The sequence below is a fragment of the Mediterraneibacter sp. NSJ-151 genome (assembly GCF_022487435.1).
GTDB lineage: Bacteria > Bacillota > Clostridia > Lachnospirales > Lachnospiraceae > Schaedlerella > Schaedlerella hominis.
In genome coordinates, this window is the sequence record NZ_JAKVPP010000010.1 from 77,743 (window position 1) to 91,282 (window position 13,540).

The window sequence follows — 13,540 nt, forward strand, 5'->3', positions numbered from 1 at the left end:
AATACAAAAACAAATGAAAAGTTCTCTTTTGGAAAAGGTGAAAACCATTTTCCGAAAGAGAACTTTTTGTGTAGAATGGATAGGTAACATGAAAAGAAGAGAAAATTTGTCATTGCAAGGATCATTTTTAATAATATTCGAAACGATGTGGTTAAAATCCAATACGATTCAAATCGCCGGTTACAAAATCCTGATAAGCAAGATAGCTGATATCCTGGATTGTGCTTAAAACAAGCTGTTGTTCTTTATTAAAATAAACAAAATTGTAGCGTACAATCAGCTCTTTATTATTTTTAACATGATGCAGGGTATAACTATAGTCGCCTTGTGTATCCAAAGCATGTTTGACTTTTGTCAGAGGATTATGAGAATCAAAATAATCATAATCTGCCGGGGAAATATGAAGACGCTTCATCAATTCACAAATCCGTTCGTAAGAATCAGTGGAAGTAAGAAAATCTTCACCGGACTTAGCATCAAGACGACATCTGCTGATCGTATGATGATTAAGGTCAATTAAACCGACAAAAGAATATTCGGTTTGATACAAAAGTTCAGGAACACGCGTAGCGGCAATTTTTTTCAAATCGTTCCAGTTAGGACTGAGTGTTTTCATGATGTACATTCCCCCTATACTCTGATTTTGAGAATAAAAATGAGTTACGATTTACAGAGTAGCTGTAAAATTTATCTGAATAATAGAACTATTAATTTATTATAACCTAGATTTAATATAAAAGCTATAGCGAAAAACAAAGCACATAAGAAAAATTATGCGAAAAATTATGTAAAAATAACGTAAAAATAAATAGAAGTTCCTTGACAGAAAATGCATTGGATTTTATCATGAAAGATACGTGAATTACGCAGGATGAAGGAGAAAAAATATGGATTATATATTATTGATTATTGGATTTGTATTGTTGATTAAAGGGGCAGACTTTTTCGTGGACGGAAGCTCCAGCGTGGCAAAAATATTAAAGGTGCCGACAATCATCATCGGTCTTACAGTCGTAGCATTTGGAACAAGTATGCCGGAGCTCTCAGTCAGTGTGACGGCAGCACTTCGGGGAAGTAACGACCTGGCAGTCAGCAACGTGTTAGGTTCCAATATTTTTAACCTGTTGGTTGTCCTTGGATGTTGTGCATTGGTAAAACCCGTGGCGGCAAAATGGTCCTTGCTCAAAAAAGAGTTTCCATTTTCAATATTGATCACAATTATTTTACTGCTTGTAGATTCTGATTTTTCGATTATGAAAGTAATAGATGGAAATAAAGGGTTTGTCCTGGGAAGATGGGCAGGATTACTGTTTTTGATTTTGTTTGTTCTTTATATATATGCAACCGTAAAATCCGCACTTCGCTCCAGAGCAGAAGCAAAAGATATGGAAGAGGAAGAGTATAAGACAATGAGCCCACTAAAAAGCGGCATTTATATCGTAATCGGATTAATCGGAATCGTGTGGGGTGGTAATCTGGTCGTAGACAGCGCATCGAATATCGCATTGACATTTGGATGGAGCCAGACATTTATCGGGCTTACAATCGTAGCACTAGGAACATCACTTCCAGAGCTGGTTACATCCGTTGTAGCAGCAAGAAAAGGAGAAAATGACCTTGCAGTAGGGAATGTTGTCGGTTCAAACATTTTCAACATTTTATTGATACTGGGAGTGTCTTCCTTTATCACACCAATCACACTCGATGTGACAGCGGTGTATGATACAATTATTTTAATTATAGCAAGTATCGTCGTGTATGTATCAGCAATCAGCAAACGCGAAATTCAAAGAAAAGAAGGAATTCTCTTTTTAGTTTGCTATTTTGCATTTTTCCTTTACGTGTTTATGAGATAGAAACAAGTGAGATATTTCATAAGGAATAGAGTTATAAAAAAGAAAAATCGTAGTCGATAGATTACAAAAGAAGGGAGAGGACAATGGAGAAGAAAAAAATTATTGAATTCCGTAACATTGTAAAAAATTTTGATGGACAGATTGTATTAAAAGGTATCAATCTGGATATTTATGAAAATGAATTTGTGACCCTGTTGGGGCCAAGTGGATGCGGTAAAACCACATTGCTTCGAATTCTGGGAGGGTTCCTGGATGCGGACGAGGGAAGCGTAATGTTTGATGGAGAAGAAATCAGTCAAAAACCTCCATATGAACGTGAGTTGAATACTGTATTTCAGAAATACGCATTATTTCCACATTTAAGTGTTTATGAAAATATTGCGTTTGGTCTTAAGATAAAAAAGATGAGCAAGGATATCATTGATCAGAAGGTTATGAAGATGCTTAAACTCATCGGTCTGGAAGGGTATGAAGATAAAAATACAACCCTGCTTTCCGGAGGACAGCAGCAGAGAGTAGCGATTGCCCGTGCCCTTGTAAATGAGCCGAAGGTCTTATTATTAGACGAACCATTGGCGGCGCTGGATTTGAAGCTGCGTAAAGAGATGCAGTATGAGTTAAAACGTATCCAACAGGAAGTAGGAATCACATTTATTTTTGTAACACATGATCAGGAAGAAGCACTGACAATGTCAGACAAGATCGTTGTTATGAAAGGCGGAGAAATCCAGCAGGTAGGAACACCGGAAGAAATCTACAACGAGCCTGCAAACGTATATGTAGCCAATTTCATCGGCGAGAGCAACATCATTTCCGGAAGAATGCTCGAAGATTACAAAGTACGATTTGATGATGTAACATTTGACTGTGTAGATTTCGGATTCAGAAAAGACGAACCGGTAGATGTAGTATTGCGTCCGGAAGATATCGATATCGTTGATGTCAAAGACGGAAAACTTACCGGAGAAGTACAGAGCGTACTCTTTAAAGGAGTCCACTACGAGATTATTGTTGAGACAGTGCCGGGAACAAGTGTAACCGTAAACATGCGAGTAGTACATAACCGTGATGTGACAAGCGAAGACGGAACAGAAAAAATCAGTGCCAGCGATTTTTACGTGGATGTGGAAGATGTAGAAGCACTTGATGATAAAGACATTATCGCTTTCTCAAATGCACAGGCATGGGATCCAAAGACAGACGAGTACATTTCCATCGCAAGAATTGAATATGATTTGAAGCCGGAAGAAGGAGAATATCCAGTTACATTCTCGACATCGAAAGGAACAAGTGTACAAAGAAATATTTTTGTTGTCAACCAGCCTTTCGTTAAAAATGAGAGAGCAAATGAAGGTGTTATGGCATTTAACTTCTCAAAAACAGTAGATGAAATCATAGAATCCCAGGCACTGGATACAGATTTGAAAACATGGGCAAATGCACAAGGTTGGAAGTTGACAGACGAAGACCAGAGTGTAGATTTAAGTGTAGATTACGATTTTGAGCCGGAAGATGTAAAAGAAGGTGTATATAAGATCACATTCTCAACGACAGGTCGTGAGTTTAAGATCCATACAACAGACTATTCCGAGGAAGGTCAGGAAGTCGGGCTGACATTCTTCCCGGAAGATATCCATGTTATGTCGAAGGTGGTATTTTAATATGAAGAAATTCTCACAGTTAGCAATCCCATATATCGTGTGGGCGGTGTTGATGCTCGTGCTTCCAATGGCACTGATTTTCCTTTACTCGATTACAGAGCCTGGAAACAGCATCATATCCTTCTCAATAACACTGGATCAGTACATCAAATTCTTTACCGACAAAGATTTCTTATTGATTCTGTGGCGCTCACTTGCAATTGCGGTTAAGACAACCATCATCTGTCTGCTGCTTGGTTATCCGATTGCATATTACATTGCAAGAACAAAAGAAAAAACACAGAACCTGTTAATTTTATGCATTACAATTCCAATGTGGATCAACATGCTTGTGCGTACTTATGCGTGGATCGGTCTCTTAAGTGATGGCGGATTGATCCAGAAAATATTAAGTCTCGTAGGTCTTGGACACATAAAGCTCCTTTACACAGAAGGTGCAGTATTGCTTGGTATGGTATACAACTTCCTGCCATTTATGATTTTGCAGATTCAGACATCCCTGTGTAAAATGGATACTTCCTTATTAGAAGCAAGCGCAGATTTAGGGGCAAGTCCGGCGCAGACATTTCGACGCATCACCCTGCCATTATCATTGCCGGGCGTGATCAACGGAATCACATTAGTATTTTTGCCGGCAGTAAGCTCCTTCTTCATTCCAAAACTGTTAGGAGGAGGTCAGTATTTCCTTATTGGAAATATGATTGAAAACCAGTTTATTACAGTAGGAGAGTGGAACTTCGGAAGTGCCATCTCTATGATCATGGCAGTTATTATGATGCTGCTTATGATGGCAGTGCGTAAAACTGAAAAACGAAATGCAGGCGGAAAGGAGGCATAATCTAATGAAAAAAAATAAGCATCCATTTGGTAAGATACTTCTGATTCTGACGATTGTGTTCTTCTATCTTCCAATTATATATATGATTATTTTTTCATTTAACGATGGAAAATCATTGACAAAATTTACCGGATTTTCATTGCGCTGGTATCAGCATATGATGGATTCCGGAGATATGATGAGTGCATTATCCACAACATTTAGCGTGGCAATCATCGCAACAATCATTTCAACAATTATCGGAACAATCACGGCAATCGGATTAAGCAAATCCAAAAAGATTATCAGAGATCTGATGGAGCAGGTAAACAATCTGCCGATGATGAATCCGGAAATTGTAACAGCGATTGGATTTATGCTGCTGTTCATTACATTTAAAATAGAAAAAGGCTATGTGACAATGCTTCTGGCACATATCGCATTTTGTATACCATATGTAATCTTGTCAGTCATGCCAAAAATCCGTTCACTTGACCCAAACATCGCAGATGCGGCAATGGATTTAGGGGCGACACCATGGCAGGCATTGACAAAAGCCATTGTACCGCAGATCACACCGGGAATTATCTCAGGTGCACTAATTGCATTTACCATGTCAATAGATGATTTTATTATTTCATACTTCGTGACAGGACGCGGCGTAAAAAACTTAAGTATTGTAGTTTATACAATGAGTAAACGTGTAAATCCAAGTATCAATGCAGTGTCAACACTTGTTGTTGTCATTATTACAATAGCCCTGGTAATTATTAACATTGCACCGGTCGTAGCTTCAAAACGTGCAAAAAAAGAAAATGTAGGCCGAAGAAAATTCGTTTATCCGGCAACTGCAGCAGTATGTGCACTGTTAGCAATTGTGATTTTTGTAAATATATCCGGAAACAAAGCGGCATCCAAGCCATTTGAAGGCCAGACCTTGCACATTTACAACTGGGGCGAGTATACTGGTGAAAATATCATCAACGATTTCCAGAAAGAGACCGGGGCAACAGTTGTTATGGAAAACTTTGATTCCAATGAACAAATGTATATCAAAGTCGCAAATGGAGAATCCTACGATATTCTTGTTCCAAGTGATTACATGATTCAGAGATTGATAGGCGAAGGATATCTGCAAAAATTAGATCACTCAAAACTAGATTGCCTTGATAAGCTTGATGATGGCGTAAAAAATCTGGCATACGATCCGGGAAATGAATACTCAATACCATATTTCTGGGGAACAGTCGGAATCATTTACGACAAAACAAAGGTAGATATCGAAGATTTGAAAAAAGAAGGCTACAACATTTTCCTCGATGAAAAATATAAAGGAGATATCTATCTCTACGATTCAGAGAGAGATTCCTTTATGATGGCGTTAAAAGCATTGGGATATTCAATGAACACAACGAATGAAAAAGAAATCCAGGAGGCTTATGACTGGCTACTTCAGTGTGTGCAGACGATGAATCCGGAAATTGTTATGGATGAGATCATTGACAACATGGCACAGGGCCGAAAAGCATTAGGCTTAATCTATTCAGGAGATGCAACCTATGTCATGGCAGAAAATGAAAACATGGGTTACTATTTACCGGGAAGCGGAACAAACCTCTGGTCTGATGCGATGGTCATTCCGAAAAATGCAAAAAATCCAGAGCTTGCATACGCATTTATCAACTATGCAAGCGACTATGACGGGGCTTATGATAACTCAAGTTATATAGGCTATACTTCTGCAAATAAAGAAGTTATGGATGATCTCTCTGGAGTGGGCGGCGATTTCGAAGGAATCAATGCGTACATTCCAAGAAGCGATAATCAAAATGATGAAATATTTGAATATAATGAAGATACAAAGAAGATCATCAGTGATCTGTGGAGCAGAGTAAAAATTGCAGCAAGTAATGCGAAGTAATAAGAGGGGTGCGAAAGCACTCCTTTTTCTATGTGGCGAACGTAAGAGTTTATTATGTGGCGAACGCAAGTATTTTTTATTATATGAAAGTGGATATGAGGGCTTACGAAAGCAGATTGGTATCTGAAAAGAGACATGAAAACAAAATTAGCACTCACCTTTAAAAAGTGCTAACAAAAGTGTTGACAAACCAAAAAAGCAGTGGTATTGTTATAGAGTAAATAGAACAATAAAGATTCATGGTAGCTTTTAGAACGCTTTTAAAAACTGCCATTTAGCAACCATTTTTTATAAAAAAGGGGGTTTGTATTATGAACATTAATAAATTCACACAGAATTCATTGCAGGCAGTTCAGTCTTGTGAGAAGGTTGCCTATGATTATGGCAATCAGGAGATCGCACAGGAACATTTACTCTATGCACTGATCACACAGGATGACAGCCTGATTTTAAAATTATTAGAGAAGATGAACATTCAAGGGACATTGTTTATCAATCGTGTAGAAGAAGCAATCAATAAAAGACCAAAGGTGCAAGGAGGACAGGTGTTTGTCGGACAGGATTTGAATAATGTATTGATCCATGCAGAAGACGAAGCCAAACAGATGGGAGACGAATACGTTTCAGTTGAGCATTTGTTCCTCGCATTGTTAAAACACGCAAGTAGAGAGATGAAAGCACTGTTTCGAGAATTCGGAATCGACCGCAATTCATTTCTTCAGGCATTGTCCGGCGTCAGAGGCAATCAGAAAGTGACAAGCGATAATCCAGAGGCAACCTACGATGCACTTGCAAAATATGGTACCGATTTGGTTGAGCGTGCAAGAGAACAGAAGCTAGACCCGGTTATCGGACGAGATGCTGAGATTCGTAATGTAATCCGAATCCTTTCACGTAAGACTAAGAACAATCCGGTTCTGATCGGTGAACCAGGTGTCGGTAAAACGGCAGCAGTAGAAGGGCTTGCACAGCGAATTGTAAGAGGAGATGTGCCGGAAGGTCTGAAAGATAAGATCATTTTCGCACTGGATATGGGTGCGCTCGTAGCAGGAGCAAAGTATCGTGGTGAATTCGAAGAACGTCTGAAAGCCGTATTGGAAGAAGTAAAGAACAGCGAAGGAAAGATTATTCTCTTCATCGATGAGCTGCATACGATTGTCGGAGCAGGCAAGACAGAAGGCTCTATGGACGCCGGAAATATGCTCAAGCCAATGCTTGCACGAGGCGAGTTACATTGTATCGGTGCTACAACTCTGGACGAATATAGAAAATATATCGAGAAAGACGCAGCACTTGAGAGACGTTTCCAGCCGGTTTTAGTAGATGAACCAAGCGTAGAAGATGCCATTTCTATCCTTCGTGGACTGAAAGAACGTTATGAAGTATACCATGGCGTTAAAATCACAGACGGAGCACTTGTGGCAGCGGCAACATTGTCCAACCGATATATATCAGACCGTTTCCTACCGGATAAAGCAATCGACCTTGTCGATGAAGCATGTGCATTGATTAAGACAGAACTAGATTCCATGCCGGCCGAGATGGATGAACTGCGAAGAAAGATTATGCAGCTTGAGATCGAAGAAGCGGCACTTAAAAAAGAAGAAGACCGGTTAAGCAAAGAAAGACTGGAACATTTACAGCAAGAGCTTGCAGAACTCAGAGAACAATTTTCAAAACAGAAAGCACAGTGGGATAATGAAAAACATTCCGTAGAACGTGTTCAGAAAATCCGTGAAGAGATCGAGCAGATCAATAACGATATCCAAAAAGCACAGCGCTCATACGATCTGGAAAAAGCAGCCGAGCTGCAGTATGGAAAACTTCCACAGCTTCAAAAACAATTAGAAGAAGAGGAAGCACATATCAAAGAGAAAGACTTACGTCTGGTACACGAAAGCGTTACAGATAATGAAATCGCCAGAATCATTTCCAGATGGACAGGAATTCCGGTAGCAAAACTAAACGAGAGCGAGCGAAGCAAGACTCTTCATCTCGACGAAGAACTGCATAAACGTGTCATTGGACAAGATGAAGGTGTAACAAAAGTTACAGAAGCTATCATCCGTTCCAAAGCAGGAATCAAAGATCCATCCAAACCAATCGGTTCATTCCTATTCTTAGGACCAACCGGTGTAGGTAAGACAGAACTTGCGAAAGCACTGGCAGAAAGTCTGTTTGATGATGAAAATAACATGGTTCGTATCGATATGAGTGAATACATGGAGAAATATTCCGTGAGCCGTCTGATCGGAGCACCTCCGGGATATGTCGGATACGATGAAGGCGGTCAGCTGACAGAAGCAGTTCGTAGAAAACCATACTCCGTTGTACTGTTCGATGAGATTGAAAAAGCACATCCGGACGTATTCAATGTACTTTTGCAAGTACTGGATGATGGTCGTATCACAGACTCACAAGGCCGTACAGTAGACTTTAAAAATACAATATTGATCATGACATCCAACATCGGATCATCCTACCTGCTGGATGGAATTCAGGACAACGGCGAAATCAAGCCAGAGAATCAAGAAATGGTAATGCAAGATTTAAGAGCACATTTCAGACCAGAATTCCTGAACCGTCTCGATGAGATTATCATGTTCAAACCATTGACAAAAGAAAACATCGGCTCAATTGTAGATTTAATGATCGCAGATGTAAACAAGAGACTGGAAGATAAAGAAATCTCCATCGAATTAACACCAGAAGCAAAAAGCTTCGTTATAGATGGTGGTTACGATCCAACTTACGGTGCAAGACCACTCAAACGATATCTGCAGAAACACGTTGATACATTAGCTGCAAAACTGATCCTTGAAGGAAATGTCGGAACAGGCGATGTAATCTTATTACAAGTTGAAGATGGCAAACTTGTAGCAAAGATAAAAGGACGAAGTGATATTTAATAAAGAGAATAAATGATATTAAGTGGCAGACTGTGCGAGCAGTCTGCCATTGCTTTAGTCTCAGATAGCATAATACACCACAAAAATACCAAGCGACTATGCTCTCTTGCTCAGCTTCGTCGGGCAAGCCCGACTCCAATTCGCCAGATTGCATAGTCGCTTGGTATTTTGTATGGCGCAACGAGGAATCCCATCACTTATCCAATACTTTATTAATCTGTTCCACAGGTAAATTCAAAAGTTCAGCAAGCTTATCAACATCAGTGATATTTTTAGAGAGCGTTCGGATAAATTCTTCGGTCACTCGCTTTGTTACCAGTTCTTCCTGTTCTTGAAATTCCTCCGCCATTAATTCTTTCAACGCTTCGCACATAGTTTCTTTAACCTCCTTTACTGCATCCCAGTTCGCTCGGGTAATAACTTCCATTGCAGCTTGATATAATTTCGATGATTTTTTTGTCTCATATTCCTTGAGAAGTGTTTCGATTTCCTCAGGCTTAGACATGTTATTGCGCAAACTCTGCAACCAGAGATTTTCTTTCGGATCTAATTCCCTTGTCACCAAAAGCTGTATCGGAAAAGCATCCCCGGTAATATAATAAATTCCAGCCTCCACATGAATAATGTTCAGTCCACGAAATTCCTTCAAATGTTGAACCATTTTTCTTGGAAAATGATTACAAATGAAAGTGATAGTCAATTCATCGGGTGGAATCTCGCAAATTTTATCTGTGTCGGACTGATAAAAACAACAGTATCCATATACTTTGTAAAAATCATTGATTGTTAGGTTATCATCAGGACTTTTGTATTCGATGATATTGTATCGCCTAAAAATCCTGCCAATATTTTTGTGAATCGCTTCGTTTTCAGCAACCTTGATGATCAATTCATCCATTTGCATAGGCTTTTTGGAAAGCAAATGCTCCGGCTCAAAGGTGAGTTTTTCAGCTTCGGCTTCAAATTCAATCTGGATCGATGCCTGAAAAGCCGGATGCCATTGAATCGTATCTTTAGTACCTTTCTTCAATTAAAGTCTCCTTTCATTATAAAGTTTCTAGTTACTTAATGCAATGACAAAGAGACAACAAGAAATCATCATAGAAGTGAAAATAGTATAGAAATCCCTAATTATCAACTTGTCAAAAGCATTTCTTTTCATATCGGATTATGTTTCAATTTCTGAAACATAATCCGATATGAAAAACAACAAAATATTCAAAATGGAGGAAAATGCCTATGACAAACAAACTGCAACAGTATTTCCCTATGATTCGGACGAAAGAACAACTAATGGCCGAGATAGAGGAAAAACCAAAACTAAAATCAATTTTCTATAGTTGGAAAGAAGAAGCAAGACAAGATTTTATCAATTTCTGTACCGGTGCACGTGGGGTGAAGATGATGTATGATTTTATAAGTAAAGAAATTCTAAATCCGGAAATATATCGTGAGCGGGTAAATGAATTTTTATCATTACTTTTAAATCAAAAAGTAAAAATATTGGAAGTGTTACCAAATGATGGGACAAGACTTGCGGATGAGTCAACTTTATTAATCATGGACATTGTCGTTGAATTAGAAGATGGAAGTATTGTAAACTTAGAAATTCAAAAAATAGGATATATGTTTCCAGGAGAACGAAGTGCCTGCTATTCAGCCGATTTGTTGTTACGACAATATAAGCGTGTAAAACAGAAGGCAGAAAAGAAACTTGATTCTCATACAAAAATGTCATATAAAGATATAAAAGATGTCTACACCATTGTTCTATTTCAGCAAAGCCCACAAGAATTAAAAAAATTCAAAGACGTATATATGCATCGCTTTAAGCAAGAATCCGATACAGGGGCAAAGATGAATCTTCTACAAAAATATCTCTTCGTAACGCTTGACAACTTCAATAAAATTAAGCACAATAATGACAAGATAATAAAACTAGACAATCGTCTTGAGGCATGGCTAGCATTTCTGAGTATGGATGCTCCGGAAGATATTGTGCAGATATTAGAGCAATATCCCGATTTCAAAGCACTTTACAATCAAGTGTATGACATTTGCCTCAACATAGAAGAGGTGATGGGAATGTTTTCAAAAGAATTATTAGAACTAGATCGCAATACAGTAGAATTGATGATTGATGAGATGCAGAAGCAAGCTGATAATTTAAGAACTCAGAATGAAAATATGACACGTGAGAACGAAAAATTGGGACTTGCGAATGAAAATTTGGTGTTTGAGAACGAAAGCATAAAAAGCGAGAATGAAAGTATAAAAAGCGAGAACGAAAGCATAAAAAGCGAAAACGAAAGAATAAAAAATGAAAACAAAGAAATAAGAGCCATGATGGAAGAATTGAAACGGCAAAATGAAGAAATCCTAAAATCGTTAGGAAAGAAGTAAACCTCTCTTCCCTTCCATTTACGACGACACACCACAAAAATACCAAGCGACTATGCAATCTGGCGAATTGAAATCGGGCTTGCCCGACGAAGCTGAGCAAGAGAGCATAGTCGCTTGGTATTTAGTGCAGTTTCGTCGAGCTTTGGCTAAACCACATCACTTATCCAATACTTTATTAATCTGTTCCACAGGTAAATTCAAAAGTTCAGCAAGCTTATCAACATCAGTGATCGACTTAGATAAAGTTCTGATAAATTCTCCGGTCACCTCCTCTGTCACTCGCTTCGTCACCAGCTCTTCCTGTTCTTGGAATTCCTCCGCCATTAATTCTTTCAATGCTTCGCACATAGTTTCTTTAACCTCCTTTACTGCATCCCAGTTCGCCCGGGTAATAACTTCCATTGCAGCTTGATATAATTTCGATGATTTTTTTGTCTCATATTCCCGGAGAAGTGTTTCGATTTCCTCAGGCTCAGACATGTTATTGCGCAAACTCTGCAACCAGAGATTTTCTTTCGGATCTAATTCCCTTGTCACCAAAAGCTGTATCGGAAAAGCATCCCCGGTAATATAATAGATTCCAGCCTCCACATGACTAATATCCAGTCCACGAAATTCTTTCAAATGTTGAACCATTGTTCTCGGAAAATGATTACAAATGAAAGTGATAGTCAATTCATCGGGTGGAATCTCGCAAATTTTATCTGTGTCTGACTGATAAAAACAGCAGTATCCGTACACTTTGTAAAAGTCATTGATTGTTAGGTTATCATCAGGACTTTTGTATTCGATGATATTGTATCGTCTAAAAATCCTGCCAATATTTTTGTGAATCGCTTCGTTTTCAGCAACCTTGATGATCAATTCATCCATTTGCATAGGCTTTTTAGAAAGCAAATGCTCCGGCTCAAAGGTAAGTTTTTCAGCTTCGGCTTCAAATTCGATCTGGATTGATGCCTGAAAAGCCGGATGCCATTGAATCGTATCTTTTGTACCTTTCTTCAATTAAAGTCTCCTTTCATTATAAAGTTTCCAGTTACTTAATGCAATGACAAAGAGACAACAAAAAATAACCACTGAAGTGAAATAATATAGAAATCCTCGATTATCAACTTGTCAAAAACATCTCTTTTCATATCGGATTATGTTTCAGAAATCGAAACCCGAGATGAGAGCCTTGCGGCTTAGAAAATTCAGAGAAAAGAAATTCCCTGAAGATGTAGTGATACCATATCATGAAAATTAAGTTATGTAAAGTAAGAAGTTTTATGTTTCACAATACACAGTTTAGCAGAAAGCGAGGGGAAGCATCTACAAGTCTTGGAATAAGCAAGTTGAGGATGCTGTTTTTGGAGCAGAAGCATCTACAAGTCTTGAAATAAGTAAATTGAGGATGAAATTTTTTGAGTGGGAAGCATCTTCAAGTTATAGAATAAGCAGGTTGCAGATGCAATTTTGTAGAAGTGAGTATCTGCAAGTCATGAAATAATTAAATTGCAGATGCAATTATACATGAGTGGCAGGAAAAAAGCATCTGCAACAGCGAATAACCCACTCTTGCAGATACCGCCGCATCAAAAAAAGCATCTGCGATATCGAATATCCCACTCTTGCAGATACCGCCGCATCAAAAAAAGCATCTGCGATATCGAATATCCCAACCATGCAGATACCACCGCATCCCAAAAAATATCTGCAACAGCGAATAACCTTTCCCCCTCCCACCCACCTCTTGTACAAATAAAAAACAACAAATTTTTCGGGGGGGGGGGGCGTTGACATAGGTATATCAAAGTTTTATACTTATAATGTTTTGTAAACAAATAATTGCAATTTATAGTTATACGTAAGATGGAAAAATAAAAAATGAAAAGATGCAAAAAACATAACCTAAAAGCGTAAGGAAAACTTTTCGCTTGTCTTATTTCTAGAGACATTTTAATATCAAAATGTTTTGTCTGGATAACACTACC

Annotated in this window: 8 protein-coding genes and 1 pseudogene; 6 read left to right on the forward strand and 3 right to left on the reverse strand. The window is 38.4% G+C overall.

Annotation, left to right across the window (positions count from 1 at the left end; translation table 11 throughout):
- Positions 1-151 precede the first annotated feature (151 nt).
- On the reverse strand, positions 152-616 hold the full coding sequence (locus LQE94_RS11255) for a hypothetical protein (RefSeq protein ID WP_240577717.1): 465 nt from the start codon (positions 614-616) through the stop codon (positions 152-154).
- Between the two features lie 271 nt (positions 617-887).
- Between LQE94_RS11255 and LQE94_RS11260 the strand changes: the two genes are divergently transcribed.
- The 5 genes and pseudogenes from LQE94_RS11260 (at position 888) to clpB (ending at position 9,164) form a co-directional block, all read left to right on the forward strand.
- Positions 888-1,856: a calcium/sodium antiporter gene (locus tag LQE94_RS11260; RefSeq protein ID WP_240577718.1), complete on the forward strand. Its 969-nt coding sequence runs from the start codon at positions 888-890 to the stop codon at positions 1,854-1,856.
- Between the two features lie 83 nt (positions 1,857-1,939).
- A pseudogene (locus LQE94_RS16245) lies at positions 1,940-3,013 on the forward strand (ABC transporter ATP-binding protein); the annotation flags it as partial.
- Positions 3,014-3,518: 505 nt separating this feature from the next.
- Entirely contained in the window at positions 3,519-4,355 is an 837-nt protein-coding gene (locus LQE94_RS11270) for an ABC transporter permease (RefSeq protein ID WP_022076284.1), read from the forward strand.
- 4 nt (positions 4,356-4,359) lie between these two features.
- Positions 4,360-6,255, forward strand: coding sequence for an extracellular solute-binding protein (locus LQE94_RS11275; protein WP_240577719.1), 1,896 nt, complete (start codon positions 4,360-4,362; stop codon positions 6,253-6,255).
- A gap of 311 nt (positions 6,256-6,566) precedes the next feature.
- A complete protein-coding gene (gene clpB, locus LQE94_RS11280) occupies positions 6,567-9,164 on the forward strand; it encodes an ATP-dependent chaperone ClpB (RefSeq protein WP_240577720.1) in 2,598 nt (865 codons plus the stop codon).
- Between the two features lie 193 nt (positions 9,165-9,357).
- Here the strand turns inward: clpB and LQE94_RS11285 are convergent, their stop codons facing one another.
- A complete protein-coding gene (locus LQE94_RS11285) occupies positions 9,358-10,194 on the reverse strand; it encodes a 3-isopropylmalate dehydrogenase (protein ID WP_240577721.1) in 837 nt (278 codons plus the stop codon).
- 209 nt (positions 10,195-10,403) lie between these two features.
- Here LQE94_RS11285 and LQE94_RS11290 point away from each other — a divergent pair, with 209 nt between their 5' ends.
- Positions 10,404-11,567, forward strand: coding sequence for a PD-(D/E)XK nuclease family transposase (locus LQE94_RS11290; RefSeq protein ID WP_240577722.1), 1,164 nt, complete (start codon positions 10,404-10,406; stop codon positions 11,565-11,567).
- Positions 11,568-11,723: 156 nt separating this feature from the next.
- Here LQE94_RS11290 and LQE94_RS11295 read toward each other — a convergent pair whose 3' ends face one another.
- Positions 11,724-12,572: a 3-isopropylmalate dehydrogenase gene (locus tag LQE94_RS11295; protein ID WP_240577723.1), complete on the reverse strand. Its 849-nt coding sequence runs from the start codon at positions 12,570-12,572 to the stop codon at positions 11,724-11,726.
- Positions 12,573-13,540: the final 968 nt, after the last annotated feature.

Bases quoted from the DNA above. Each gene is read 5' to 3' on its own strand.
- LQE94_RS11255 (WP_240577717.1), bottom strand. From the start codon at position 616: ATGAAAACACTCAGTCCTAACTGGAACGATTTGAAAAAAATTGCCGCT.
- LQE94_RS11260 (WP_240577718.1), top strand. From the start codon at position 888: ATGGATTATATATTATTGATTATTGGATTTGTATTGTTGATTAAAGGG.
- LQE94_RS11270 (WP_022076284.1), top strand. From the start codon at position 3,519: ATGAAGAAATTCTCACAGTTAGCAATCCCATATATCGTGTGGGCGGTG.
- LQE94_RS11275 (WP_240577719.1), top strand. From the start codon at position 4,360: ATGAAAAAAAATAAGCATCCATTTGGTAAGATACTTCTGATTCTGACG.
- clpB (WP_240577720.1), top strand. From the start codon at position 6,567: ATGAACATTAATAAATTCACACAGAATTCATTGCAGGCAGTTCAGTCT.
- LQE94_RS11290 (WP_240577722.1), top strand. From the start codon at position 10,404: ATGACAAACAAACTGCAACAGTATTTCCCTATGATTCGGACGAAAGAA.